Source organism: Micromonospora sp. DT47 (assembly GCF_049844475.1).
Taxonomy (GTDB): domain Bacteria; phylum Actinomycetota; class Actinomycetes; order Mycobacteriales; family Micromonosporaceae; genus Micromonospora.
The window spans coordinates 1-24,707 of the sequence record NZ_JBNCLC010000040.1; the positions used below are offsets into that span (position 1 = coordinate 1).

Here is a 24,707-nt window from a genome sequence, read left to right on the forward strand (position 1 = left end):
CCCGGCCGATGCCGGCCGGAGGTCGCCAGCTGGCGGGGGCCGGGCCGGCGCGGCCCGCTTTGCGGGCCGCCTTGATCTGATAGAGCGCAATTCGGCAACTGCTACCGATCGGCTTTGTCGTGTCCCGGGAGACGCTTGACTCGCGTCCCACCTGATGCCTGACATGATCCTCAAGGCGTGTCGCGGAGGCCCTCACGGTCCGCGACAGGGGCGCGCATCGCGGCATGAGAGTGCGGCTGTTCGTCATCGCTGGCAGGTCTCGCCCCCCCCAGCCGGGAGAACGCCTTCGAATGAGTAGGTCACTGGTCCGGTCTCCGGGCGGCGCGTGCGGACACCGCCGCCTGACTTGGCGGTCTCCGGCCCCGCGGTCAATCGTCGATCGCCTGGTAGACGGCGGTCCAGAAGTCGAGCCACATCGGCAGCCTCTGGTCCCCCGTGTGCGCCCGCTGCATGATGAAGATCGTCGTCATGTCCTCGGCGGGATCGTTGTACCAGGCGGTGCCGTAGAAGCCGGGCCATCCGTAGCTCCCGACCGATGGGCCGAGGTGCGTGCGGCGGGTGCGGACCGACATCCCGAAACCCCAGCCCATGGTGTCGAGGTACCCAGGCCAGAACCCGGAGACCGCCTTCTGCGCCGGGGTCAGGTGGTCGCTCGGCATCAGCGTCACCGACGGCCGCGAGAGCACCCGCTCGCCGCGGTGGGTGCCGCCCGCGAGCAGAGCCGAGGCGAAGGCAAGGTAGTCGTCGGCGGTCGAGACGAGCCCGCCGCCACCTGATTCGAACGCCGGCGGCCGACTCCACTGCCCGTCGGGGCCGTCTTCGACGACCGGCTGACCGGTGGCGGCATTGTCGCGCTCGTACGCCGTCGCCAACCGGCCGATGCTCTCGCCGCCCACGCTGAAGGCGGTGTCCTTCATTCCGAGCGGATCGCAGATCCGCTCGCGCAAGGCATCCCCGAAAGACACGCCGGTGGCCCGGGCGATGAGCACGCCCGTCACGTCGGCGGCGGTGTCGTACATCCAGCGCTCACCTGGCTGGTGGACGAGCGGAAGCATGCCGAGCCGGCGCATCCACTCGTCCGGCGGCGGCTTGCCGCGTCATCGCACACGCGGCGACGACCGGCTTCGTCATCGAGCCCATGCGACAGATCGTGTCGCCCGCCATCGGCGTCCTCGACCCAGCGCCCTCGAACGCGAGATTGCCCGTTGCTTCGATGTGCACCTCACCGTGGCGGGCGAGGACGGCCACCACACCCGGGACGAAGCCGGAGTCGACGTGACGCTCGAGCAGCCCTCGCACCCGAGCCAGCCGTTTCAACGAGAAGCCACCAGTAGCCACCTGTCTCCTCCTCATCTCGTCCGTTCGCAAGTTACAAGTTGCGCGACGACCGCACGTTCCACGAAGACGTTCAGGGAGACCCCGTCCGAGTAGTAGCGCTCATCGGCAGTACCGAACGGGACGACGGATCGTTGCCGTCACGCAGCGTAGCGAATGATATGCGGCAGATCCGGACGTAGGAATAGACCACGAGCGGGTTGATGTATCACGGTCTTCCACGCTAATAGGTCCGGCCCTGGTTCAGACTGGTGTCGGATGTCAGAGGACGTCAGGCACAGCTACAAGTGCGGTGCCTGGCTTGTTTCACCGCGGTGCACGAGTGGTGCGCGGTCACCCGTGAGGGCGGCCGTCAACTGATCCAAGCCCAGCGAACCCAGCTCCAGCGCCTGACGGTGGAATGCGCGCCGGTCGCCGGGGAAGGACGAGCGGCCTGCCAGCCACACGCGCTCACCCACCTTGTAGGCCAGCGCCTGCCCTGGCCGGCCCAGGTAACGCGCGAGCTCGGCGGACGCGTAGGGCCCCTGATGACAGCGGTCCCGCAATAGCTTCAGCGCCGCGTCCGGCGTCCACAATGCTCTGTCACCAGACGGCATCGGCAGCCGCAGGTGCAGGCCGATGTCGACCACAACCCGTGCCGCCCGCAGGAGCTGCATATATAGATACCCCAGTCGAGCACCCGGCTGTTCATAGAGCCCGAGCTCGTCCATGAACCGCTCGGCGTACAAGGCCCAGCCCTCCTGGCTACCGGAGAGCCCGCCGAGCAGGTTCAGCCGCTGCCCGAGGCCTCCCCGGCAGGCCTCGGAGCCGAGGTGGAGGTGATGGCCGGGAACGCCCTCGTGATAGGCGGTGCTGTAGGCGTACCAGGTGGGGAAACTCGCTGCGTCCTCGGGGAGGGACCACCAGACCCGGCCCGGCCGCGTCAGGTCCCGCGACGGCCCGGTGTAGGCAATGCCGGACGACGTGGTCAACCGCGACTCGATGCGCCGCAGCGGGGCGGGGATGTCGAAGTACACGCCGTCCAGTCGCTCGGTGGCGGCCTCCAGCAGCTCCTGCAGCCACGCGGCGAACGCCTCCCTGCTGCGCAGCGTGCCGGGCGCGTCGGGGCTGGCGAGCCAGGCGAGCACCTCGGGCACACTCCCACCCAGGGCCTTCGCCTCCGCGACCAGCTCCGCCTCTATCGCGGTGAACTCCTCCCAGCCCCAGTCGTACAGCTCGCGCAGGTCAGGCTGGGCCGCGAGGAAGATGCGCACCCAGAGTGCGTACCGCTGCTGCCCGAACGCTTCCTCCTCAACGGCCCGCGGTGCCAGGTCCGCGGTCAGCATCTCGGCCAGTTTCTGGTACGCCTCTCGCGAGCCCGTCGCTGCGGCCTGCAACGACGCCCGCTGACGCCCCTCGCCGTAGCGATCCACCAGGGCGACATCGTCGTCGATCCAGTTGCGGCAGCGCTGCGTCACGAGCTCCACCTGGCGCCGCGCCGGCAAATGGCCGCGCTCCGCGGCAAGTAAGAGGCTGCGGGCATACCCGTCCAGGGCCGCGGGGATCGCGGCCAGGCGCGCGCCGACACGAGCCCAGCCCTCCTCGAAGGCCGCGCCCTCGGCGCCGCGGCCGGGAACCGCGGCCTCGACGGCCTGGCGGATGAGCTGGAGCGGACCGGTGGCCGCCGCGTGCAGTTCGCGCACGTCCTCCCCGGCGTCATGGAAGGCGATACGCGCATGCAGCCGTTCGGCGAGGTGGGCGTGCAGCGGGGTCGCGGCCGGCAGTGCATCACCCAAGATCTCGAGCTCGCGCAGGGCGCGGGCCGCGAGGTCGGCGCGGGCCTGGTGGCCCTCCGGGCCGTAGTCGGTCAGCCCGTCGACATCCTGCTCGCCAGCCTCGACGACCGCTGTGCAGGGGTCGAGACCGGCCACGTCGCACAGGAGCCGATCCGCGAAGTCCTCGATCACGGAGGCAATGCTAGGGCCTTGCCTTACCTGCCGTGGTGCGAGCCTGCATCGATCGCGGCAAGCGGTTCAGAACCATCTGACAACTTCCGCTCATCGGCATGCGAGTGCGCCCACGGCCGCTCAGGTGTCACCGACTGTAACCAGGACGACTGAGGAACCAAGGCCGGCTGTCGTGCATGTGCTGCGACAGATCCGTCAAATGTGGTGGGACTAGTGCTGTGACCACATAGGTTCGCCGGGTTGGATGCTGCGGCGGTTGGATATCCCGAGACGTCCGTCCGTCGCTGGGGGTGTGGTGTCAGAGCCTGTCCGTGTGCGCAGATTGACCGACCAGGAGGGGCAGAGGCTGCAGCAGATCGTGCGCCGGGGCGGCACCAGTTCGGTGCGCTACCGGCGGGCGATGATGCTGCTGGCCTCGGCCGGCGGGAACCGGGTCCCAGTGATCGCCCAGCTGGTGCAGGCCGACGAGGATACCGTCCGGGATGTTATCCACCGTTCAACGAGATCGGTCTGGCCCGCCTGGACCCTCGGTGGGCGGGAGGCCGTCCCCGCCTGCTCAGTCCTGACGACGAGGACTTCGTCGTGGCGACGGCCACCACCCGGCCGACCAAGCTCGGCCAGCCCTTCACCCGCTGGTCCATCCGCAGACTCGCCGCCTACCTGCGGGAAGTTCACGGCCGCCTGAACCGGATCGGCTGCGAAGCGTTACCGTGCCTGCTCGCCCGCCGCGGCGTCACCTTCCAGCGCACCAAGACCTGGAAGGAGTCCCCGGACCCCGACCGCGACGCCAAACTCGACCGCATCGAGCAGGTGCTGGAGCAGTTCCCGGACCGGGTGTTCGCGTTCGACGAGTTCGGCCCCCTCGGCATCCGGCCCACCCTCGGGTCATGCTGGGCCGAGCAGGGCCGGGCCGAACGGCACCCCGCGACCTACCACCGCACCCACGGCGTCAGGTACTTCCACGGCTGCTACTCCGTCGGCGACGACTCCCTGTGGGGCGTCAACCGCAGGAAGAAGGGCGCCAAGAACACGCTGTCCGCGCTGAGGTCGATCCGCGCGGCCCGCCCGGACGGCGCTCCGATCTACGTGATCCTGGACAACCTGTCCGCCCACAAGGGCGAGATGATCCGGCGTTGGGCGAAGAAGACGCGGGTCGAGTTGTGCTTCACCCCGACCTACGCGTCCTGGGGCCAACCCGATCGAGGCCCACTTCGGGCCACTGCGGCAGTTCACGATCGCCAACTCCCACCACCGCAACCACACCGTCCAGACCCGGGCCCTGCACGCCTACTTGCGCTGGCGCAACGCCAACGCCCGTCACCCCGACGTTCTCGCAGCCCAGCGCCGCGAACGCGCCCGCATCCGCAGCGAGAAAGGCATCCGCTGGGGCGGACGCCCACTCACAACGGCAGTCTGACCACACCGCGCCCCAGACCGTCTGGCTTCATCCACGAGAACGGACAGCGCTTCGACAGCGTTTCAGGAGGCGTTCGGCCGTGTCCGCCTGGTGAGATGTTCATGAGTTTCAACAGCGCTGGGCTCCGTCCTAGCAGTGCTGTCGAGCACGAGCTCAAGCAGACGGCGTGACCGGGGACCGCAGGCCGAGCCACTGCTCGGCGTCCCAGGCCTGGAACCGCTCTACCTCGGTGAACCCCAGCTTTGCCGCGAGGCGCATCGAGCCGACGTTGGCGGTTTGGGTGGTGAGCACCACCGGCTCGCCGGGAAGGACGCCGTCGAACCAGTCGAGTGCCGCCGCGCACGCCTCGGCGGCGTACCCGAGTCCCCACGCCCGCGGCAGGAACAGGTAGCCGAGATCGGCCTTCCCCGCGGCAGCCGGGCGACGGTGCTCCGTTGCTCTCCTGAGCAGGATCTGGCCGATCATCGCCCCGTCGAGATCAACGACGAAACTCCCGGGCCACCGCTCGGGCGCCCCGGGCATCTCGCGCTCAAGCTCGTCACGCGGCCGGGGGCCGCCGAGGTAGGTGTGCACCTCTGGCGACGCCAGCAATTCGATGAACGCCGAACGGTCCCGGGCCTCGGACTCACGGAGCACGAGCCTCTCGGTCCGGATCGGCTCAGGCGGCCAGGCGACCGGTCCGAGCTCAGTCATGTCGGCCAGCTAATCAGCAGACTCGGCAGCGATCAAGACTCGCGGACCGATCAACCCACCGGCCCGGGCCCCACCCTCACCTACGGGGCCGGGCCCCACAAGCCACGCCTGCTAGGAACGGGATGCCTCCCGTTCTCGTGAACATCGACTTCGGCAGCGGCGGGCCGCCTCCCGAAGTGCCGTACATCTGCTGTCGGGATTCGTGAATAGAACCAACGGCAGCACGTCGGCCCACTTGCGTAGTACGTCGACGGCCTGGTCCCGGAGGGCTCCGTCGGCAACCTCTTCGCGCAGTGACCGGCGGTCGGCCGGCAGGGCCTCTCGCTGGCGTCCAGCGAGATGCGTCGGCAGAGAATGAGGGGAACGCCATCGGGCAGGCCCCAGAGTTGGGCCTCGACGGTGGTCGGTATCCGGGCCGTTACTTCGTCAATCATGGTCATAATCTCGACGCCAACCGTCGAGAGCTGGTGTTGGGTTCCTCCCGGCCACGGCTCGTTGGCCCCGTCAAGGAGCGCGGGATTTGAGCTGACAAGCGCTACCGGCATGTAGGAGACGCTTGACGAGAGGAGCAAGCCGGTAGCTCTGTCGGTGGAGTCGAAGCGCCGCCGCAGCAGCAGGTCTGGAGCCGCGCAACGTCGACCGCGCCTGGCACGCGACGCGAGCGCGCGCAGGCCTGCCCTGGCTACGGCTGCACGATCTCCGACACGCCTGCGCCACGTTCCTTCTCGCGTCGGGCGCACCCCGGACGGTGATGAAGACCCTCGGCCACACCAGATCGCGTTGACGATGAACACGTACGCACACGTCTTGGCCGAGGTCGAGCGGGCGGCCATGGACGCGGCCGCCGACCGGCTCTTCGGTTGAGCTTGGCTGCACCGATGGCTGTACCGCTGAAAACCGCGAAGGCCCAGGCACAGCCGCGATGGGCTGTGACCTGGACCTTCAGTGGTGCGCCGCCAGGGACTCGAACCCCGAACCCGCGGATTAAGAGTCCGCTGCTCTGCCAGTTGAGCTAGCGGCGCTCGCCGGCAACGGGGAGAACATTAGCACGGCCCCTGAGCCGGGTTCCAACCCGATACCCGGCTCCGCCCTTCGGCCGAGCTTAACGGGCAAAAGCTCTCAAAAACCTCCACCGCGAGACTGGTGGGGCCAAGGCGACGGCTGGGATACGGCACCATGTCCGCCAGGCACGCGAGAACAGAGGTGGCAATGGGCAGGTTCGCGCGGGGCGGGGCGATGGTGGGCGCTCTGGTCCTGGTGACGTCGCTGGCACTGACCGGGTGCGGAGACGACGACAAGAAGGGTGCCGCGTTCGTCGGCGGCCGTGCCGCTTCGAGCGACAGCGCGCCGGCATCGGCGCAGCCGGAGGAGACCGGGGCGCCGGCCACCCCCAACTTGTCGGTCACCCCGGCCGACGGAGCGAAGAACAAGCCGGTCAGCACGGAGATCAGCGCGAAGATCCCGGGTGGCGGCACGGTCTCCGCGGTCACCCTCACCTCGGCCGAGGGCGACCAGGTCGAGGGCCGGATGCGCCGGGACGGCTCCTCCTGGGTGCCGTCGAAGCCCCTGGAGTACGGCACGCGCTACACCGCCACGGTGACCGGCACCGGCTCCGGCGGCGAGACGCACCGGGGCACCAGCACGTTCACCACGATGGGCAAGCCGAAGTCGATGATCAGCTCCGGCCTCTACCTCTTCGACGACAAGTCGTACGGCGTGGCCATGCCGGTCGTCGTCGAGTTCTCCCCCGGCATCCCGAAGAAGGACCGGGCCGCGGTACAGAAGCGGATGTTCGTGCAGACCGACCCGCCCCAGCCGGGGGCGTGGCACTGGCTCTACAACGGCACCCAGGCCTACTACCGGGCGCCGGAGTACTGGCAGCCGGGCACCACGCTCAGCGTCCGGATCGCGCTGGCCGGCGTGCCGCTGAGCAACGGTCGGTACGGCAACGTCGACCGGTCGGCGACCGCCAAGATCGGGCGGTCCTTCGTGATGAAGGTCGACAACGCCACCAAGAAGATGGAGGTCTTCGAGGGTGGCCAGCTGATCCGCACCCTGCCGGTCAGCCTGGGCAAGAAGAGCACTCCCTCCTCCAGCGGGACCATGGTGGTGATGGAGAAGAAGGAGAAGACCGTCTTCGACACCATGGACGAGCCCGACCCGGCGGACCGCTACCGCACCGAGATCGACTTCGCCCAGCGGCTGACCTGGGGCGGCGAGTACATCCACGCGGCCCCCTGGTCGGAGGGCGTGCAGGGTCGGCAGAACGTCTCGCACGGCTGCGTCAACGTCTCGATGGCGGCCGGCAGGTGGCTCTTCGAGCGGACCAGGATCGGTGACCCGATCACCGTCAAGGGCACTGACCGCAGGCTCGCGCCGGGGAACGGCTGGACGGCGTGGAGCCTGAGCTGGTCGGAGTTCGTGAAGGGCAGCGCCCTGCCGGTGCCGGAGGGCGGCTCGGGCCCGCTGGTCTGACCATCCGTGGAGCCGGTCACGGCCGGCTCCACGGATGGTGATCCGCGCTCACGAAGCCGCTCGTTTTACCGGTATCCATACATCCCGGTCGGCGTGTTCCTGTTCACCCGCGGCAACCGGGCGGCGCTCTCGTGCGTCATTGAGAGACGATGGGACATCGGGGACCACGACTGTGAGGGAATCATGCGAGCTGTCCAGGATCAGCTGACCCGGCGCGTCGGCCGCCGCCGCGCGCTCGCCGCGGGGCTCCTCGCCGCGGCACTGACGCTCACCTCCGGCTGCACCGGCTCCGACGCCGACAAGCCGTCCAGCTGGCAGGGTGGGGGCGAGAAGGCCCCGAAGGCCGCGGCCACCATCACCGAGCCGAAGGCCGACGCGACCGACGTCCCGGCCACCACCGGCATCGCCTTCACCACGAAGGACGCCGAGGAGACCACCGTGGAGCTCACGGACTCCGCCGGCGAGGCCGTCGAGGGCACGCTCGCCACGGACGGGAAGAGCTGGCTCCCCGCCGGCGCCCTGAAGTACGGCCAGAAGTACACCGCGACCGTGACGGCGACCGGCGACGACGGCAAGCCCGCCACCGCGACCAGCGCCTTCACCGTTATGGCCGAGCCCGACAAGCAGGTACGGGTGACCAGCTTCCTCGGCGACGGCCAGGTGGTCGGCGTCGGCATGCCGCTGATCGTGCGGTTCGGCCGGGCCATCCCCAAGGACTACCGCGACGACCTCCAGCGCCGGATGACCGTCACCTCCACCCCGGCCCAGGAGGGTGTCTGGCACTGGGCCAGCCCCACCGAGGCGCGCTACCGGCCCAAGGAGTTCTGGCAGGCGGGCAGCACCGTGTCGTACCGGATCCAGGCCGCAGGGCTCCCCCTCGGCGCCGGCTGGTACGGCCGCTCCGACCTGACCGTGGACATCAAGATCGGCCCGTCGCTGGTCATGCTGGTGGACAACCGGACCAAGCGGATGACCGTCACCAAGGACGGCAAGGTCGTCCGGACCATCCTGGTCAGCCTCGGCAAGCCGACCACCCCGTCGTCCAGCGGCACGATGGTGGTGATCGAGAAGCTCCGCAAGACGGTCTTCGACACCCGCGCGGAGCTCGGCCCGGTGGAGGGCTACCGGACGGACATCGACTTCGCCCAGCGGCTCACCTGGGGCGGCGAGTTCATCCACGCCGCACCCTGGTCGGAGGGGAAGCAGGGCAGCGTCAACGTCTCGCACGGCTGCGTCAACGTCTCGATGGCCGACGGCGCCTGGCTCTTCGCCAACACCCGGATCGGCGATCCGATCACCGTCAAGGGCACCGAGCGCAAGCTGCAGAACGGCAACGGCTGGACCGACTGGAACATGAGCTGGGACGAGTACGTCGAGGGCAGCGCCCTGCCGTACGAGCCGGCGGCCGAGCAGAGCGCGGAGGCCACCCCTGGGGACGCGCCCAGCGTCGAGCCGACCCCCTGACCGGGCCGGAAACGACGGAAGCCCCCTCCGCGAGGAGGGGGCTTCCGTGTCTGGGGTGACTGATGGGAATTGAACCCACGACAACCGGGACCACAACCCGGTGCTCTGCCAACTGAGCTACAGCCACCATGCCGTCCGCGCCGGTCGCCCCGGCGGGTGCGGACTAATAATAGCCACACTCCCGCCGGCCCCGTCCAGCGGGTTCCGCGCCAGCCTGCCGGGCGGGCGGACGCCCCGCGCTACAGCTGCGCGGCGATCGCCTTGGCCGTCTCCACGTCCGGCCCGGGCAGCGGTACGAAGACCGTCCGCCGGTAGTATTCCAGCTCCCGGATGCTCTCCCGGACGTCGGCCAGCGCCCGGTGGGCGAGCCCCTTCTGCGGCTGGCCGAAGTACACCCGCGGGTACCAGCGCCGACAGAGCTCCTTGATCGAGGAGACGTCGATCATCCGGTAGTGCAGGTGGGCGTCGAGGCGGGGCATGTCCCGGGCGATGAAGCCCCGGTCGGTGCCGATCGAGTTGCCGCACAGCGGGGCGCTGCGCGGGTCCTTCACGTGGCTGCTCACGTACTCCAGCACCATGTCCTCGGCCTCGGCGAGGGTGACCGTGGAGCGCCGGACCTCCTCGGTCAGCCCGGACTTGGCGTGCATGGTGCGGACGATCTCCGGCATCGCCTCCAGGGCCGCCTCGTCGGCGTGGATGACCACGTCGACCCCCTCGCCCAGCACGTTGAGGTCGGGATCGGTGACGAGCGCGGCGACCTCGATCAGCGCGTCGCTACCGAGATCCAACCCGGTCATCTCACAGTCGATCCAGACGAGAAGGTCAGCCACCGGGACAGACTACGCGCAGCCCAGGTGCCCGCGCCTCGGCACCAGCGGCGGACCGGACCGCTAGTGCGGTGTCCACTAACGTTCGCCGGGTTGGTCGCCCGTGGGAAAGTGTCGTACGGGTGGTGTTGGCTTCGGTTCGTGCCTCGTCGTCGGGATCCGTCCGCGCCGCCGGTCGTGCATCGCACCGCGCGCATCGCGGTGCGGGTGACGCCGGGGCAGCGGCGGCGGTGCTTCGGCCTGCTGCGCTCGGCCGCCGATGTGTGGGCGTGCGTGCTGGAGGTCAACGCGTGGCGGCGCCGCCGACACGACGCGCCGCTGGTCGGTTATCAGCAGTTGTGTCGGGAGCTATCCGGGTCGGGGCCGGGCACGTTCGCGGAGCTGGACACCACGGGTGCCCGGTCAGTGTTGCGCCGGTTTTCGGATGCCTGGTTCGCGGCGGCGAAACGCCGCAACGCCGGTGACCTGTCGGCGCGGTTCCCGCGCCGGCGGCGTGGGTTGATGCCGCTGCGCTGGTATCACGGCACGTTCACCCTCGACGGCCGCAGGGTGCGGATCCCCACCGCCAAAGGCGCTGCCCCGCTGTGGGTGCGCCTGGCGCGGGAGGTGCCGTATCCGGCGGAACAGGTCCGGTCGATCACCCTGCTGTGCGAGGGCGGCCGCCTGTTCCTCGACATCACCGCCGAAGTCCCCGTCACGACCTACCCGCCCGGCGAGGAACCGGATCCGGCCCGGGTGGCCGGGGTGGATCTGGGGATCATCCACCCCTACGCCGTGGCCGGCCCCGACGCGGAAGCGTTGCTGGTGTCCGGGCGGGCGATCCGCGCCGAGCACCGCATGCACCTGGCCGACACCAAAGCCCGCCGCCGCGCCGTCGCCCGCCGAGCGCCCAAGCCGGGTGAGCGGGGGTCGCGGCGGTGGCGGCAGTACCGCCGTCGGGCGCGGCGGGTCGAGGGCCGGCATCGGCGGCGGGTCTGCCAGGCCCAGCACGAAGCCGCCCGCACGGTCGTCTCCTGGGCGGCGCGGCAACGCGTCGGTGTCCTGCACGTGGGTGACCCCCGCGAGGTGCTCAACCTGCCGGCAGGGCGGCGGCACAATCTCCGGCTGCGGCAGTGGCAGATCGGCCGACTCATCCAGGTCCTCACCGACAAGGCCACCCTCGCCGGTATCGGCGTGCGGTTGGTCGACGAACGCGGCACCTCCTCCACCTGCCCCGCCTGCGGTAGGCGGGTGCCGAAACCCCGCGGTCGGACCCTGTCCTGCCCACACTGCGCATTCTCCGGCCACCGCGACCTGGTCGCGGCCGCCAGCATCGCCACCCGTGTTCCGGGCGGCGGACCCACCACCCCGACAGCCGTCGTGCTGCCGGAGGCGGTCACGCACCGTCGAGCCGGCCGGCACCTGCCTGGTGCTGGCCGGTCCCGACGTGACCCCCGCCGCCCACCCCGGACGGCGCGAGGGTCGGTTGGCCCGCGGAGGCCCGCCCCACCACCCGGTAGGGAGTCGCTCGCCTACGGCGAGGATCCACAACACCCACCGCAAACCCGGTGAACGTCAGTGGACACCGCACTAGGGTTTCCCCGTGCCAAAATCCGCCGCACCACCCGCCGTCGCCCCGGAGGACCATGGAGGCCGCACGGTCCGCCGGGTCGTCACGGTGCTGGCGCTGGCCGCCGTGCTGCCGGTGCTCTACCTGCCGGGCCTGGTGCACGACTTCTTCGACCTGAAGATCTACATGCGGGCGATGGACTGGTGGTCGTCCGGGCACCCGCTCTACGACTACGTGCAGCCGGACCGGGTGCAGGGCGAGCTGTACTTCACCTACCCGCCGTTCAGCGCGCTGCTGCTGCGGCCGTTCGCGGTGCTCCCGCTCGGCCTCACCATCGCGCTCTTCACCATCCTCACCGGGATCGGCGTGATCGTGACCACCCGCTGGCTGGTGGCCCCGCTGATCGCCCGGCACGGCCTGCCCCGGCTCTTCACCCTCACCGTGGCGGTGCTGCTGGTCTTCGCGGTGGAGAGCACCCGGGAGACCATCACCTTCGGTCAGATCAACATGCTGCTGGTGGTGCTGATCCTGGCCGACCTGCTCTTCGCCGTACCGCGGGCGCGGCGTTGGGCCGGGGTGGGCGTGGGGTTGGCGACGGCACTCAAGCTCTTCCCCGGCATCTTCATCGTCTACCTGCTGGTGAGCCGGCGGTGGCGGGCGGCGGTGGTGGCCGGGGTGACCGCGGCGGCGGCGACGCTGCTGGCGGCGGCGGTGGCGCCCCGGGACTCGTGGCGGTTCTGGACCGAGGAGCTCTGGGCGACCAACCGGGTCGGCCGCACCGACTACACCGGCAACCAGTCGCTGTTCGGGCTGCTCAGCCGGATCGACGCCCCTGCGAAGCCGAACCAGCTGCTCTGGCTGGCCCTGGTCCTGGTGGTCACCGGGTACGGCCTGTGGCGGGCGGCGCGCGCCGCCCGGGCCGGCGACGAACTGACCGGCCTGACCCTGGCCGGCCTGGTGGGCGGCCTGGTCAGCCCGATCACCTGGACCCACCACATCTACTGGTTCATCCCGGCGGTGGTGGTGCTGGTGGACGCGGCGCTGCGCACCGGGCGGGGCGGCGCCGCGGAGCGACGGCGTCGCTGGTGGCTGCTCGCTCTCGCCGTCGGCACCTCGGCCGTGATCATCTACGGCGTGGTGTCCTTCCAGGACTGGGGCGTGGCGCCGGTGCCCACCGACTCCCCCGGCGACTTCGTGTTCCGCAACGAGTACGTGCTGCTCGCCCTGCTGCTGCTGGTGACCCTCCCGGTGCGGCGGGACGCCCGACCGGTCCGCGGATAGTTGCACCAAATGGACAGATGTTCCTATCCATGGCGTACCACGTTAATCTGGCGACACCTACCCCCAGCGCCTCTCGGGTAGCACCGATCCCCCGGTGAAGACGGCCCTCCGCGTCGGCAGCGCGGAGGGCCGTCCGGCGTACCCCGGCCGGCGGCTCAGTCCGCGGCGTCCGGCCGACCCGTTTCGGCCGGACGCTCCGGCGGCCAGGGCGGCAGATCGGCGAGGGTGGTCGGGCGGTCCGCCGGCCCCGCGCCGATCGCGGCCGCCGGCGTGCCGACCGAGACCAACTGCCGTTCCGGGGATGGCTCCGGCGCGCCCAGCCCGCTCAGCGAACTGACCCCGAGCCGACCGGCGAGCACCGGCACCTGGTCCGGCTCGACCACGAAGACCACCTCGCGCGGACGGATCGGGCGCAGCAGCACCAGCCCGGCCAGGCCGATCAGCAGCACCCCGCCGGCCAGCAGCACCCAGGCCGCCGGGCCCAGCCAGCCGGCCCGCAGCTCGGCGCGCAGGTCCAGGGCGAGGTCCGCCCGGCCGTCGGGACGCATCACCACCAGGCTCAGCCCCCGGCCGGCCAGCTCGGCGGGGTTCCACTCGATCGCGCCGATCCCCTCACGTACCCAGAAGGGCTGGTCGATCGGCACGGTCGAGGCCGCGCTCGGGGACCCGGCGGGAGCAGCGGCGGCCGGGTCGGTCAGTCGGACCGGCAGCGGCCCGCGAGCCAGCGCCACCCGGTCGACCGTGGCGTGCGGGACGGGGGCGAGCCAGCGGCGCACCTCGTCGGCGGGGGCCAGGCCGAGGAAGGCCGGCCCGTCCGCGGTCCGGGCGGTCAGCCGCAGCCGACCCTGCCGGGTGAACGGCGCCTCCGCGCGCAGCAGCGCGTCGACGTCCGCCACCACCACCGCGTGACCCGGGGTGCGCACCGGCTCGACCTGGGCGCCGAAGGTGCCGTCCGGGGCGGACTGCCGGTCGACCGTCCACAACCCGGCACCGAGCAGCAGCGCCGGAATTCCGACGACCAACAGCAGCATTCCGACGAGCGCCCGCACGAACCGCATCCGTTCCGTCTCCTTCGGTGACCGGGGTACCCGGCCGACCTTACCGACGCGACGGCCTTGATCTGCGGATATCTGCCGCGACGGCGCGGATGCGACGACCGGCCCGCCGGAGTGGCTCCGACGGGCCGGCGCGGCGTACGGATCAGGCCTTCGGCGTGGCCTGCCGGCGGGTACGGGCGAAGGCCAGGCCGCCCAGGAGCAGGCCGGCCAGCCCGGCCACCAGGCCGGCGATGCCGAGCCCGGTCGCCACGCCATCATCGTCGTCGGTGTCCTCGGCCTCGTCGTCCGCCCCGGCCTGCGCTCCCGGCGAGGCCACCGGCGCGGCCGACGCGGACGCGGCCGTCAGGGTGAGCACCGGGGCCGGGTTCTCCGGCTCCTCGGCACCGGGGGTCGGCTCCTCGATCCAGCGCTGGACGTTGCCGTCCGAGTAGGTCTGCAGCGTCTTGAAGACCATCGTGTCGACCTGCGGCAGCGGCCCCATCGAGACCGGGAACTCCTGGAACTGGCCCGGCTTGATCGCGGCGTCGCCGGTGGCCGTCCAGGTCAGCTTCGACACCGCCTCGGTGAGCTGGCTGCCGTGCACCTCGATCGGCGGGTCGACCTTGCGCTTCTCCACCGCCACGGTCCAACCCGGCACCGGCATCGTCGAGACGGAGCCGACCGGCGCGTTCTCCGGCAGCACCACCTCGACCTTGGTGGTGGAGGCGGTGTCGCTCTCGTTCGGCACCCGGAAGGCGAAGCGGCCGTAGCCGCCCTGGGTCGCCTCTTTCGGGTTGACCGTGACGTGCGCCGAGGCGGGCCCGGCGAAGCCGAGCACGGCCGTGGCGACGGCGGTGAGCGCGAGTGCGGCGGCGGTTGCGGGACGCCGGAGACGGATCATGTGCGGGAGAGCCCTTCTCACTTGATCGGCACGGTGGCGGTCACCGTGGCCTGGTCGATGTCGGAGGTGCGGACGGTGAAGCGGAATTGCCACTCCCCGGCCGCCGGGAGGTTGATCTCACCGGTCACGTGGTTGTCGCTCAGCGGCAGCAGCGGGATGTCGATCGGCTCGATCCCGGCCGACGGCAGCGCCGCGGTCGCCTTCCACTCGGCCACCGGAAGTGGCCGGTTGTCCTTCGAGTACGCGTACAGGTGCATCGAGTTGTTGCCCCGCTCGGCCGGGTCCAGCTCGACCTGGAGCGAGTAGATCGGGCTGGTCAGCGTGGTGGAGTAGTAGCCGGACGTGGTATCGGCCACGTCGCCGGCGGCGGTACGGGCCGGGGTGGTCTGCACCAGGATCGCCGAGAGGCCGAGCACCACCGCGGTGACCGCCAGCTCCACCCAGATGGCCCGCCGCACCGGCACCGGCCGGGCGGCGGCCCTCCGCCGCCGCACCAGCTGCCGGGAGTACGCGGCCACCCCGATCACCAGCACGAACAGGCCGATCTTGGCGAGCAGCAGCCGCCCGTACGTGGTGTCCACCAGCGCCTGGAGGCTGGCCACCTCGATCAGCCCCTGCACGGTGCCGGCGAGCAGCAGCGCCGCCACCGCGAGGGCCGCCCAGCGGGACCAGATCGGCAGGATCGCCCCCAGCTCCCGCTCGTCCGCCCGGCGCAGCAGGAACACCGCGAGCATCACCAGCCCGCCCAGCCAGACCGCCATGCTGCCCAGGTGCACCGCGTCGACGATCACCGAGACCGCCGGCGCCGGAGAGGCGGCCGGGTGCCCGGCCAGCGGCCAGGTGAACAGCCCCGCCACCCCGAGCACGCCCAGGATGATCCCGTCGGTCCGGCCGACCGGCCCGGCGGTCAGCGGGCGCAGCAGGAACGCCGCGGCCGCCAGCAGGCCGAGCCGGACCAGGTGCGCGGCCCCGTACGTGCTGCCGAACACCTCGGAGAAGCCCTCCCCGGTGACGTCGAAGACCCCGCCACCGGCGGTGTACGGCACCTGCAACCACAGCTCGGCCAGGGTGGCCACCGCCAGCAGGCCGACGCCGGCCCAGAGCAGCCGGGCCGGGCCCCGCCGGGAGAGCCGGTACGGCCAGAGGGCGGCGAGTACCAGCGCCGGGCCGACGACCAGCAGCAGGCCGACGTAGCCGAGGTACTTGGCCACCTTCACCCCGGTGTCCACCACCGGGTCGGCCCGGCTGTCCGAGCCGGAGTCGGCGGGCGGCGGCGAGGGCGCGCCGATAGACCAGGTGAACGCCCCGGAGACCGGGTGGCTGTCGGCGGAGATCACCCGGTAGCTGACCAGGTAGGTGCCGCGCGGTCCGGACGGGTCGACCGGCACGGTCACCGCGGACCCCTCGAAGGTCGGCTCACCCCGGTCGGCGCGGGATCCGTCCGGCGCGATCACCCGGATCTTGCCGGGCACCTTGCGGACCGACTCGCTGAAGGTCAGCACCACCTCGGCCGGGCCGCTCGGCACCACAGCCGAGGCCTGTGGGCTGCTGCTCACCAGCACGGCGTGGGCGCTCGCCGGGGCGGCCGGGGCGAGCAGCAGCGCGACGAGGGTGACCAGCAGGCCGGCGGCGGTGCCCAGCCGGGCGGTCCAGCGACGATCGACAGCGTTCATGCCGGCCATGCTCGCCGACCAGGCGCCCGACCGGTGACCCGACCCCGGCCTCACCCGCGCCCCGCCACGACCGCGGCAGACCACGGCCGGTCGGTGTCGCCGCTGACCCGGCCCAGGGCCCAGAGCAACCCGGCCTGCACCACGGCGGCCAGGTGACCGACCTCGTGCACCAGCGCGGTGGTCGAGTTGGCGATGTCGACCGCGCTGGTACCGGCCAGGCAGACGGCCAGCACCAGCGCCACCGGCAGGAACGCCCGGGCGCGCTCGGGGCGCCAGGCCGCCAGCGCGAACCCGACGGCGAGGGCGACGTCGAAGGAGGCCATCTCCCGGCTGGTGTGCGGGTCCGCGGCGACGCCGAGCCCGGCCAGCAGGATCGGCAGCGCGACCGCGAGCTGGGCCACCGCGGCCACCGCCACGGCGATCCGCAGCAGCTGGCGACGGGCCGCCCGGACGGCCGCTGGCGACCGCCGGGCCAGCACCGGGTCAGCGGCGACCGCGGCCAGCACCTCGGCGGTCAGGTCCGGCACCTGCACCGACCGGACCCGGGTGAGCCGGGTCACCTGCTCGGCCCGGGCCAGCCAGGAACGGCAGCCGGGGCAGGTCCCGGTGTGGGCGTCCAGCGCCCCCGCCGGGGCCTGCGGATCCTCGCCGTCCAGCCGCGCCGACAGCGCCACCCGTACGTCGTCGCACCTCATGAGCAGGTAGTCGGGCGTCGGCGCGGAAAAGTTCCCGACGTGGGGCGGGCCATAGAAAGGGCCGAAGGACCCTGCCCGCCCCCGTTGCGCCGCGTAACCTCGTCTGTCGTGATCCCCGCCCCGCGCGACACCGCCGCCGCCGGCCGTACCGGCGCGGGTCACGGCGCTGGGCGGGAGTCGGCGACGCACTGGGCGCTCGCCGCGCGCGACGGCGACCCGGTGGCCCAGGCCGCCTTCGTCCGGGCCACCCAGGCCGAGGTGTGGCGCTTCGTCGCCGCGCTGGTCGACCCGGACAGCGCCGACGACCTCACCCAGGAGACCTACCTGCGGGCGTTCCGGGCGCTCTCGTCGTTCCAGGGCCGCTCCAGCGCGCGGACCTGGCTGCTCGGCATCGCCCGGCGGGCCTGCGCCGACCACCTGCGCACGGTGGTCCGCCGCCGGCGGCTCGACGAGCGGCTCGCCGCCGACGCGCACACCGGTCGCCCGCACCCCGACCCGGCCGGGCAGCTCGGCGCCGCCGACCTGGTCCGCCGGCTGCCCGCCGAGCGGCGCGGGGCGTTCGTGCTCACCCAACTGCTCGGCCTGTCGTACGCCGAGGCCGCCGCCGTGGAGGGGGTGCCGGTGGGCACCATCCGCTCCCGGGTGGCCCGGGCCCGCGCCGACCTGGTCGACGCGGTCGGCGACGCGCTCGCGGGCTGAGGCGTGGAACTTCCGGACGGGCCGCGACGACCAATGAGCGTGACCGCAGAGCGCACCCGGCCCGCCCGCTGGCCCGCCGTCCGCCCCTGGCTCGGCATCGCCGCCCGGCTCGGCCTGGCCGCCGTCTGGTTGATCGCCGGCGGGGCGAAGGTCGGTGACCTGGCCGCTTCCGGCCGGGCGGTCAACGCCTACCAGGTGATGCCGTACGAGGCGGCGACGGCGGTCGGCGCGGCGCTGCCCGTCGTGGAACTGGCGCTCGGGGTGCTCCTGCTGCTCGGCCTGGCCACCCGGCTCGCCGCCGGCGTCTCCGCCGCGCTGCTGGTGGTCTTCGTCGCCGGCATCGCCTCGGCCTGGAGTCGCGGCCTGGCCATCGACTGCGGGTGCTTCGGCAGCGGCGGGCAGCTCGCCGCCGGGCGGGCCCCGAGCTACCTCCCGGAGATCCTCCGGGACCTGGGATTCCTGGCGCTGGCCGGATTCCTGCTGAGCTGGCCCCGCACCCCCGTCTCGGTGGACGGCTGGCTGGCGGGCGAACCACCCGTGGAGGACGAGGATGAGTAGTCGCAAGGGGCAGAAGGACGCGGCGCGGGTGGTCCGGGAGCAGATCGCCCGGGAGAAACGCCGCAAGCGGACCCTGTGGACGTCGATCGGCGCGGTCGTGGTGCTGGTGGTCGCCGGGCTGATCGGCTGGAGCGTCTACTCCAGCCAGAAGTCGGACGACTTCACCCCCCCGCCCGGCGCGAACGAACCCGGCACCGGCATCGTGCTGGGCGACGGCCCGGTCACCATCGACCTCTACGAGGACTACCTCTGCCCGGCCTGCAAGCAGTTCCAGCAGGTCAGCGGCGCGACGATCAACCAGCTGGTCAGCGAGGGCAAGGCCCGGGTGGTCTTCCACCCGGTCGCGTACCTCAACCGCTTCTCCACCACCGAGTACTCGACCCGGTCGTCGGCCGCCTCGGGCTGCGCCGCCAAGGGCGGCAAGTTCAAGGAGTTCACCGACGCGCTCTTCGCGAAGCAGCCGGCAGAGGGCAGCGCCGGGCTGAGCAACGACGAGCTGATCGACATCGGCGCGGGCGTCGGGCTGGACAGGGACGACTTCGGCTCCTGCGTCAAGGACGGGACGTACAAGCCGTGGACCGAGCACGTGACCGACGACGCCAGCAAGTCCGGCGTCACCAGCACCCCGACCATCAAGGTCGACGGCAAGGACGTCCAGGACCGCAGCCCGGCGGGGATCACCGCGGCCGTGGAGTCGGCCGGCAAGTGATCCCCGCACCCCTGCGGCGGGCCGGCCTGGTCCTCACCGCCGTGCTCGCCGCCCTGCTCGCCCTCGCCACCCCGGCGTACGCCCACGGCGCGGACGCGCCTGACGGCACCGACTACCGCGCCGAGGTCACCGGCGTCACCCCGGCCCGGCCGGGGCTGACCGTACGGGTCGTCGAGGCGGGCGCCCGGCTGGAGGTGGTCAACCGCACCGGCCGGGACGTCGAGGTGATCGGGTACTCCGGTGAGCCGTACCTGCGGGTCGGGCCGGGCGGGACGTTCGAGAACACCCGCTCCCCCGCCACGTACCTGAACCGGACCCTGGCCGGCGACACCGCGCTGCCGCCGGAGGCCGACCCGGCGGCGGACCCGCAGTGGCGGCGGATCTCCGACGAGACCCGGGTGCGCTGGCACGACCAGCGCATCCAGTGGCGGGAGTCCGGGCCGCCGGCGCAGGTCGCCGCCGACCCGAGCCGCGAGCACCGGGTCCGGGACTGGGTGGTCCCGGTACGCGACGGCGCCGGGCCGCTGGAGATCCGCGGCACCCTGGACTGGGTGCCGCCGCCGGACGCGTACCCGTGGTGGGTGGCCGCCGCGCTCGGCGCCCTGGTGATCGGCGCGGCGGGGCTGCTGCCGGCCGGCTCGGCCGCCGGGGTGCGGTCGCTGCGCGCGGCCGGAGCGTTGCTGGCGCTTGGCGGCGCGGCGGCGGTGCTGTTCATCGTCGGCCGCGAACTGGACGCCGGCGCCGAGGGAGTCGGCGGGGTGCTGGCCGGGCTGCTCACCGGGCAGGTGTGGCCGCTGCTCACCGGGCTCGGCGCGATCGCGGCCGGCGGGTACGCGCTGGCCCGCCGGCCGGCCGCGGACTTCGCGCTGGCGCTGGCCGGAGCGTGCCTGGCGCTCTTCGCCGGCGTCGCCAACGGCGCCGTCCTGGCCCGCGCGGTCGCCCCGGTCCCCTGGCCCGCCGGCACCGCCCGGGTGCTGGTCACCCTGGTGATCGCCACGGGCGCGGGAGCGGTCGCCGCCGGCCTCCTCCGCCTCCACGCGGCCTCCCGCGCCGCCTCCCCCCGCCCCACCCCCGCACCCACCCGAACCTGACCCGCACGGGACGGGTGGGTCGTGCCGCACAGAGGTCAGCGGCGGGCGGCGGCCCGGGGGTCGAAGCCGTAGGGGAGTTCGAGGCGGTGGCGGGACAACAGGTCCGCGTCGGTCAGGATGTCGGGGGTGGGGGCGTCGGCGACGATCCGGCCGCCGTCGAGGATGACCGAGCGTTCGCAGAGTTCCGCCGCGTACGGCAGGTCGTGGGTGACCATCAGCAGGGTCACCGGCAGGGTCCGCAGGATCTCCGCCAGCTCCCGCCGGGCGGCCGGGTCGAGGTTGGACGACGGCTCGTCGAGGACGAGGATCTCCGGACGCATGGCGAGCACGGTGGCCACCGCCACCCGGCGGCGCTGCCCGAAGGAGAGATGGTGCGGCGCCCGGTCCCGGTGCTCGCCCATCCCGACCGCGGCGAGGGCCTCGTCCACCCGCTCGGCCAGTTCCGCCCCGCGCAACCCCAGGTTGGCCGGGCCGAACGCCACGTCCTCCGCCACGGTCGGCAGGAAGAGCTGGTCGTCCGGGTCCTGGAAGACGATGCCCACCCGGCGGCGGATCTCGGCCAGGTCACCCCGGTCCCGGGTCACCGTCATGCCGCCGACGCTGACCGTCCCCTCGGTCGGGGTGAGGATGCCGTTGAGGTGCAGCACCAGCGTGGTCTTGCCGGCGCCGTTGGGGCCGAGCAGGGCCACCCGCTGGCCACGCGGCACGGTCAGGTCCACCCCGTGCAGGGCGACGTGACCGTCCGGGTAGGCGTACCGGACGCCACGGACGTCCAGGGAGACGGTGGTCTGCACGTACCCGATCATGTCAGGACGACGGCGGTGGCGGCGATCGAGACGGCGACCAGCGGCACGGCCGCGCCGACCAGCCACTGCCCGGCGGTGGCCGCGCCCGCGCCCTGCCACACCGCCGGCATCCTGCCCGTGTAGCCGCGGGAGAGCATCGCCAGGTAGACCCGCTCGCCGCGTTCGAAGGCGCGCAGGAAGAGCGCGCCCACCCCGGCGGCGAAGCCGCGCAACTGCCAGAGGAAGCGCGGGTCGTCGCCCCGGGAGACCCGGGCCACCCGCATCCGGCGGGCCTCGCCGACCAGCACGTCCAGGTAGCGCAGCATGAAGGTGGCGATCTGGGTGAGGATCTGCGGGCAGCGCAGCCGGTCCAGGCCGAGGATCAGGTCCCGGGTGGTGGTGGTCGCGGCGAGCAGCAGCGAGGCGAGTACGCCCAGGGTGCCCTTGGCCACGATGTTCCATGCGCCGTGCAGGCCGTCGACGGAGAGGCTCAGGCCGGCGACCTCGACCCGCTCCCCCGCGCCGAGGAAGGGCAGCGCGACCGCGAAGAGCACGAACGGCGCCTCGATCATCGCGCGGGTCAGCAGCCAGCGCGGGCCGACCCGGGCCAGCGCGGCGACCGCCGCGACCAGCAGGGCGTACCCGCCGAAGGCCCAGAACGCCTCCCGTGGGGTGGCCACCACGGCGACGGTGAAGAGCACCATCGCGGCGATCTTCACCTCGGGCGCCAGGCGGTGCACCGGGGAGGACGACTCCCGGTAGAGGACATGCGCGTGCCCCGCGCCCATGCGGCGTACCCCCGCTCAGCCGGCGGTGCCGGCGGGCTGCCGGTCGTCGTCCGTGGCCGCGTCGTCGGCGCCGGGCCGCACCGGCCCGCGACGGCGCAGCAGCCAGAAGGCGCCGCCGCCGATCGCGAAGGTCAGCAGTACGCCGAGCACGCCGGAGAGGCCGGTGGAGAGGAACTCGTGGTCGAGCCCGCGGATGCCGTAGTCGGCCAGCGGGCTGTCGGCCAGCTCGTGGTCCTGCGACTTCTGCGCCGGGCAGGAACCGCCGGTGATCTCCCCGTCGGCGTTCACCGTGCAGCCCTTGAGCAGCGAGGAGTCCAACCCGTCCGGGTGCGACGAGGCGTAGTTGCTGACCACCCCGGCCAGCAGCAGCGCGACCAGCAGGCCGGCGGCGACGAAACCCCAGGAGCGCTTCGTCACCGGACACCTCCCATGGCCGGGACGGGCGCCGGCGCGGCCGGCTTCAGGTTGCGCAGCGCGTACACCAGATCGGGGCGGACCTTGGCGACGGTGGCCACCGTGGTCGCGGTGATCATGCCCTCGCCGATGCCGATCAGCAGGTGGACGCCGGCCATCGTGCCGGCCAGCCCGGTGATGTTGCCGCCCAGGTCGGTGGTGCCACCCAGCCAGTACTGGAACACGAAGCCCTGGCTGGCGACCACGACGCTGACCAGCGCGGAGACGAAGGCGGTGGCGCCGAGCCCGGCCGGGGTGCGCGGCAGCACCCGCAGCAGCCCGGCGATCAGCAGGTACGCCGCCGCGGTGCCGAGGATCGCCATGTTGGTGATGTTCAGCCCGAGCATGGCGACCCCGCCGTCGCCGAAGACCAGCGCCTGCACGATCAGCACGACCGCCACGCAGAGCGCGCCGACCCACGGGCCGACCAGCAGCGCGGCGAGCGCCCCGCCGAGCAGGTGGCCGCTCACCCCGGCGGTGAAGATCGGGAAGTTGAGCATCTGCACGGCGAAGATGAAGGCGGCGACCAGGCCGGCCATGGGGGCGAGCCGGTCGTCCAGGTCGCGCCGGCCGCGCAGCACGCAGAAGGTGAGCGCGGCGAGCGCGAGGGCCGCGAAGATCCCCGCGACGGGACCGTTGATGATCCCGTTCGAGATGTGCATCGCCAGGGTGTCCACACCGCGCAGCCTATTTCCGGGACCGCGTTGTTGCCAAGACTTGGCAACAAGACATGGTCTTGATCACCGCCCGCCCGGCGCGCGTCACCCGTGCCCGTCGACGCCGGCGGTAGGGTTTCCGCCATGACCGCGCCCGACCGCCTCACCGCCGGCGACCCCGCCCCCGAGTTCACTCTCCCGACCGACACCGGCGAGACGCTCTCCCTGGCCGACCTGCGCGGCCGCCGGGTCATCCTCTACGCCTACCCGGCCGCCATGACCCCCGGCTGCACCAAGCAGGCCTGCGACTTCCGCGACTCGCTCGCCTCGCTCCAGGCCGCCGGCTACGAGGTGGTCGGCCTCTCCCCCGACAAGCCCGAGAAGCTGGCGAAGTTCCGCGAGCGCGACGCCATCACCTTCCCGCTGGTCGCCGACACCGACAAGGCGGTGCTCACCGCGTACGGCGCGTACGGCGAGAAGCAGATGTACGGGAAGACCGTGACCGGGGTGATCCGCTCGACGTTCGTCATCGACGCGGACGGCAAGATCGAGCGGGCGCTCTACAACGTCAAGGCCACCGGGCACGTCGCCAAGCTGCGCCGGGACCTCGGGCTCGACTGAGGGTGTCGTACCCGGCCACTACGGTGCGTGGGTGGTCCGGTACAAGTACACGCCCGAGGCGCTCGCCGAGGCGGCTGCCGCCGCGTACTCGATCGCGGGGGTGATGCGGCTGCTCGGCATCCGCATCAGCGGTGGGTCGCACGCGCACATCAGTCGCCAGCTGAAGCGGTTCCGCATCGACACGTCCCACTTCACCGGCAGCGCGCACAACCGGGGGCGCCCCAGCGAACGCCGGACGACGTCCTCGCAACTGCTGGTGCCGCTGCCGATCGGATCCCGTCGCACTCCCGGCACGCGCCTGAAACGGGCCTTGGCAGACATCGGTGTGCCTGAGGAGTGCGAGGACTGCGGCACCGGACCGAGCTGGCGGGGCGGACCGCTGATCCTGCACGTCGATCACATCAACGGCGACTTCCTCGACAACCGGCCGCCCAACCTCCGGCTGCTCTGCCCCAACTGCCACAGCCAGACGGCCACCTACGCCGGCCGGAGCAAGGGTGCTTGGCAAGGGTCCCCGCCCCCGGGCTGGCTTGGGTCGGACGGAGAAGACGAAATGCCTGCCGGCCCGCAGTCAGGCGCCGCAAAGCGAGGAGGAGATCCTCGCACTGATCCGGCAAGTCGACGCCGGTAGTCTGACCGCGGTGGACGCGGCTCGCCGGATCGGCTGCACGCGAGACCACGTTCGCACCCTGAGCCGGCGGTTGAGTGCGACGGGAACGATCAAACCCAAGCCACGCGTCCACGACAGCCCGGTCCGGCGGCGCTTCCGGGAGCCGGTGGTCCGCATGGCCCTCGCCAACCCGGACGTTGGCGCTCGGCAGATCGCCCGCCAGGTGGCAGGGTCAGCGGACGACGGTTCGGCGATCAGTCACAGCACGGTCCTGCTGATATTGAAGGAGGCGGGGCTCACCACCGCTGAGTCTCGACGCTCTAAACTCAGCGGGTCGGCGGGAGTGGCGAAACGGCAGACGCGCGGGCCTTAGAGGTCGCGCAATTAGGCGGGTTCATGGTCGGCGGGTGGAGCGGGTGTCCCAGCGGTAGAGGGTCCAGGCCT

At 72.2% G+C, this 24,707-nt stretch carries 22 protein-coding genes, 2 tRNA genes and 2 pseudogenes; 12 read left to right on the forward strand and 14 right to left on the reverse strand.

What is annotated here, in order from left to right:
* Nucleotides 1–368 precede the first annotated feature (368 nt).
* Nucleotides 369–1,353: pseudogene (locus ACLQ2U_RS30850) on the reverse strand (serine hydrolase domain-containing protein).
* A gap of 263 nt (nt 1,354–1,616) precedes the next feature.
* Nucleotides 1,617–3,281, reverse strand: a complete 1,665-nt coding sequence (locus ACLQ2U_RS30855) for a DUF885 domain-containing protein (RefSeq protein ID WP_425754415.1) — start codon at nt 3,279–3,281, stop codon at nt 1,617–1,619.
* A 295-nt stretch (nt 3,282–3,576) separates the two neighbouring features.
* On the opposite strand from ACLQ2U_RS30855, the pseudogene ACLQ2U_RS30860 reads away from it, so the two are divergent.
* A pseudogene (locus ACLQ2U_RS30860) lies at nt 3,577–4,698 on the forward strand (IS630 family transposase).
* A gap of 153 nt (nt 4,699–4,851) precedes the next feature.
* On the opposite strand, the gene ACLQ2U_RS30865 reads toward ACLQ2U_RS30860, so the two are convergent.
* Nucleotides 4,852–5,391 (reverse strand): GNAT family N-acetyltransferase, encoded by a 540-nt coding sequence (locus ACLQ2U_RS30865; RefSeq protein WP_425754416.1) that lies wholly within the window; start codon nt 5,389–5,391, stop codon nt 4,852–4,854.
* 673 nt (nt 5,392–6,064) lie between these two features.
* Between ACLQ2U_RS30865 and ACLQ2U_RS30870 the strand changes: the two genes are divergently transcribed.
* Nucleotides 6,065–6,175 (forward strand): hypothetical protein, encoded by a 111-nt coding sequence (locus tag ACLQ2U_RS30870; protein ID WP_425754436.1) that lies wholly within the window; start codon nt 6,065–6,067, stop codon nt 6,173–6,175.
* Nucleotides 6,176–6,337: 162 nt separating this feature from the next.
* Here ACLQ2U_RS30870 and ACLQ2U_RS30875 read toward each other — a convergent pair.
* A tRNA-Lys gene (locus tag ACLQ2U_RS30875) sits at nt 6,338–6,413 on the reverse strand.
* Nucleotides 6,414–6,600: 187 nt separating this feature from the next.
* On the opposite strand from ACLQ2U_RS30875, the gene ACLQ2U_RS30880 reads away from it, so the two are divergent.
* Nucleotides 6,601–7,866: an Ig-like domain-containing protein gene (locus tag ACLQ2U_RS30880; protein WP_425754417.1), complete on the forward strand. Its 1,266-nt coding sequence runs from the start codon at nt 6,601–6,603 to the stop codon at nt 7,864–7,866.
* Nucleotides 7,867–8,049: 183 nt separating this feature from the next.
* Nucleotides 8,050–9,330 (forward strand): Ig-like domain-containing protein, encoded by a 1,281-nt coding sequence (locus ACLQ2U_RS30885; RefSeq protein WP_425754418.1) that lies wholly within the window; start codon nt 8,050–8,052, stop codon nt 9,328–9,330.
* 51 nt (nt 9,331–9,381) lie between these two features.
* Here the strand turns inward: ACLQ2U_RS30885 and ACLQ2U_RS30890 are convergent.
* A tRNA-His gene (locus ACLQ2U_RS30890) sits at nt 9,382–9,457 on the reverse strand.
* 112 nt (nt 9,458–9,569) lie between these two features.
* Nucleotides 9,570–10,160 carry an oligoribonuclease gene (gene orn / locus ACLQ2U_RS30895; protein ID WP_425754419.1) on the reverse strand — a complete coding sequence of 197 codons (591 nt, stop codon included), beginning with the start codon at nt 10,158–10,160 and terminating at the stop codon, nt 9,570–9,572.
* 174 nt (nt 10,161–10,334) lie between these two features.
* Here orn and ACLQ2U_RS30900 point away from each other — a divergent pair, with 174 nt between their 5' ends.
* Both ACLQ2U_RS30900 and ACLQ2U_RS30905 read left to right on the forward strand, forming a co-directional pair.
* Complete coding sequence (locus tag ACLQ2U_RS30900) at nt 10,335–11,708, forward strand: RNA-guided endonuclease InsQ/TnpB family protein (protein WP_425754420.1); 1,374 nt, start codon at nt 10,335–10,337, stop codon at nt 11,706–11,708.
* Nucleotides 11,709–11,739: 31 nt separating this feature from the next.
* Nucleotides 11,740–12,987, forward strand: coding sequence for a glycosyltransferase 87 family protein (locus tag ACLQ2U_RS30905; RefSeq protein WP_425754421.1), 1,248 nt, complete (start codon nt 11,740–11,742; stop codon nt 12,985–12,987).
* Between the two features lie 155 nt (nt 12,988–13,142).
* Here the strand turns inward: ACLQ2U_RS30905 and ACLQ2U_RS30910 are convergent, their stop codons facing one another.
* The 4 genes from ACLQ2U_RS30910 to ACLQ2U_RS30925 all read right to left on the reverse strand — a co-directional run bounded on the left by ACLQ2U_RS30910 (nt 13,143) and on the right by ACLQ2U_RS30925 (nt 17,293).
* Nucleotides 13,143–14,045 carry a hypothetical protein gene (locus ACLQ2U_RS30910; RefSeq protein WP_425754422.1) on the reverse strand — a complete coding sequence of 301 codons (903 nt, stop codon included), beginning with the start codon at nt 14,043–14,045 and terminating at the stop codon, nt 13,143–13,145.
* Between the two features lie 142 nt (nt 14,046–14,187).
* Entirely contained in the window at nt 14,188–14,925 is a 738-nt protein-coding gene (locus tag ACLQ2U_RS30915) for a YcnI family protein (protein ID WP_425754423.1), read from the reverse strand.
* Between the two features lie 17 nt (nt 14,926–14,942).
* Nucleotides 14,943–16,607, reverse strand: coding sequence for a copper resistance CopC/CopD family protein (locus tag ACLQ2U_RS30920; RefSeq protein WP_425754424.1), 1,665 nt, complete (start codon nt 16,605–16,607; stop codon nt 14,943–14,945).
* 41 nt (nt 16,608–16,648) lie between these two features.
* Nucleotides 16,649–17,293, reverse strand: a complete 645-nt coding sequence (locus ACLQ2U_RS30925; protein ID WP_425754425.1) for a zf-HC2 domain-containing protein — start codon at nt 17,291–17,293, stop codon at nt 16,649–16,651.
* Between the two features lie 108 nt (nt 17,294–17,401).
* Here ACLQ2U_RS30925 and ACLQ2U_RS30930 point away from each other — a divergent pair, with 108 nt between their 5' ends.
* Genes ACLQ2U_RS30930 through ACLQ2U_RS30945 form a run of 4 tightly spaced genes read left to right on the forward strand, consistent with a single transcriptional unit; the run spans nt 17,402 to nt 20,350 of the window.
* A complete protein-coding gene (locus tag ACLQ2U_RS30930) occupies nt 17,402–17,992 on the forward strand; it encodes a sigma-70 family RNA polymerase sigma factor (RefSeq protein ID WP_425754426.1) in 591 nt (196 codons plus the stop codon).
* Nucleotides 17,993–18,025: 33 nt separating this feature from the next.
* Complete coding sequence (locus ACLQ2U_RS30935) at nt 18,026–18,550, forward strand: MauE/DoxX family redox-associated membrane protein (protein WP_425754427.1); 525 nt, start codon at nt 18,026–18,028, stop codon at nt 18,548–18,550.
* Nucleotides 18,543–19,259, forward strand: a complete 717-nt coding sequence (locus tag ACLQ2U_RS30940; protein ID WP_425754428.1) for a DsbA family protein — start codon at nt 18,543–18,545, stop codon at nt 19,257–19,259. The genes ACLQ2U_RS30935 and ACLQ2U_RS30940 overlap by 8 nt, the downstream gene beginning before the upstream one ends.
* On the forward strand, nt 19,256–20,350 hold the full coding sequence (locus ACLQ2U_RS30945; RefSeq protein ID WP_425754429.1) for a hypothetical protein: 1,095 nt from the start codon (nt 19,256–19,258) through the stop codon (nt 20,348–20,350). The genes ACLQ2U_RS30940 and ACLQ2U_RS30945 overlap by 4 nt, the downstream gene beginning before the upstream one ends.
* Nucleotides 20,351–20,385: 35 nt before the next feature.
* Here the strand turns inward: ACLQ2U_RS30945 and ACLQ2U_RS30950 are convergent, their stop codons facing one another.
* Genes ACLQ2U_RS30950 through ACLQ2U_RS30965 form a run of 4 tightly spaced genes read right to left on the reverse strand, consistent with a single transcriptional unit; the run spans nt 20,386 to nt 23,053 of the window.
* A complete protein-coding gene (locus tag ACLQ2U_RS30950; RefSeq protein ID WP_425754430.1) occupies nt 20,386–21,156 on the reverse strand; it encodes an energy-coupling factor ABC transporter ATP-binding protein in 771 nt (256 codons plus the stop codon).
* Nucleotides 21,153–21,923, reverse strand: a complete 771-nt coding sequence (cbiQ, locus tag ACLQ2U_RS30955) for a cobalt ECF transporter T component CbiQ (protein WP_425754431.1) — start codon at nt 21,921–21,923, stop codon at nt 21,153–21,155. The genes ACLQ2U_RS30950 and cbiQ overlap by 4 nt, the downstream gene beginning before the upstream one ends.
* A 15-nt stretch (nt 21,924–21,938) precedes the next feature.
* The gene (locus ACLQ2U_RS30960; RefSeq protein WP_425754432.1) at nt 21,939–22,340 is read right to left on the reverse strand and encodes a PDGLE domain-containing protein; all 402 of its coding nucleotides are present in this window, start codon (nt 22,338–22,340) and stop codon (nt 21,939–21,941) included.
* Nucleotides 22,337–23,053: an energy-coupling factor ABC transporter permease gene (locus tag ACLQ2U_RS30965; protein ID WP_425754433.1), complete on the reverse strand. Its 717-nt coding sequence runs from the start codon at nt 23,051–23,053 to the stop codon at nt 22,337–22,339. The genes ACLQ2U_RS30960 and ACLQ2U_RS30965 overlap by 4 nt, the downstream gene beginning before the upstream one ends.
* Nucleotides 23,054–23,176: 123 nt before the next feature.
* Between ACLQ2U_RS30965 and bcp the strand changes: the two genes are divergently transcribed.
* Both bcp and ACLQ2U_RS30975 read left to right on the forward strand, forming a co-directional pair.
* Nucleotides 23,177–23,653, forward strand: coding sequence for a thioredoxin-dependent thiol peroxidase (gene bcp / locus ACLQ2U_RS30970; protein ID WP_425754434.1), 477 nt, complete (start codon nt 23,177–23,179; stop codon nt 23,651–23,653).
* Nucleotides 23,654–23,684: 31 nt separating this feature from the next.
* A complete protein-coding gene (locus tag ACLQ2U_RS30975) occupies nt 23,685–24,284 on the forward strand; it encodes an HNH endonuclease signature motif containing protein (RefSeq protein WP_425754435.1) in 600 nt (199 codons plus the stop codon).
* Nucleotides 24,285–24,707 lie beyond the last annotated feature (423 nt).

Bases quoted from the DNA above. Each gene is read 5' to 3' on its own strand.
- ACLQ2U_RS30865 (WP_425754416.1), bottom strand. From the start codon at position 5,391: ATGACTGAGCTCGGACCGGTCGCCTGGCCGCCTGAGCCGATCCGGACC.
- ACLQ2U_RS30880 (WP_425754417.1), top strand. From the start codon at position 6,601: ATGGGCAGGTTCGCGCGGGGCGGGGCGATGGTGGGCGCTCTGGTCCTG.
- ACLQ2U_RS30885 (WP_425754418.1), top strand. From the start codon at position 8,050: ATGCGAGCTGTCCAGGATCAGCTGACCCGGCGCGTCGGCCGCCGCCGC.
- ACLQ2U_RS30910 (WP_425754422.1), bottom strand. From the start codon at position 14,045: ATGCGGTTCGTGCGGGCGCTCGTCGGAATGCTGCTGTTGGTCGTCGGA.
- ACLQ2U_RS30915 (WP_425754423.1), bottom strand. From the start codon at position 14,925: ATGATCCGTCTCCGGCGTCCCGCAACCGCCGCCGCACTCGCGCTCACC.
- ACLQ2U_RS30920 (WP_425754424.1), bottom strand. From the start codon at position 16,607: ATGGCCGGCATGAACGCTGTCGATCGTCGCTGGACCGCCCGGCTGGGC.
- ACLQ2U_RS30925 (WP_425754425.1), bottom strand. From the start codon at position 17,293: ATGAGGTGCGACGACGTACGGGTGGCGCTGTCGGCGCGGCTGGACGGC.
- ACLQ2U_RS30935 (WP_425754427.1), top strand. From the start codon at position 18,026: ATGAGCGTGACCGCAGAGCGCACCCGGCCCGCCCGCTGGCCCGCCGTC.
- ACLQ2U_RS30940 (WP_425754428.1), top strand. From the start codon at position 18,543: ATGAGTAGTCGCAAGGGGCAGAAGGACGCGGCGCGGGTGGTCCGGGAG.
- ACLQ2U_RS30950 (WP_425754430.1), bottom strand. From the start codon at position 21,156: ATGATCGGGTACGTGCAGACCACCGTCTCCCTGGACGTCCGTGGCGTC.
- cbiQ (WP_425754431.1), bottom strand. From the start codon at position 21,923: ATGGGCGCGGGGCACGCGCATGTCCTCTACCGGGAGTCGTCCTCCCCG.
- bcp (WP_425754434.1), top strand. From the start codon at position 23,177: ATGACCGCGCCCGACCGCCTCACCGCCGGCGACCCCGCCCCCGAGTTC.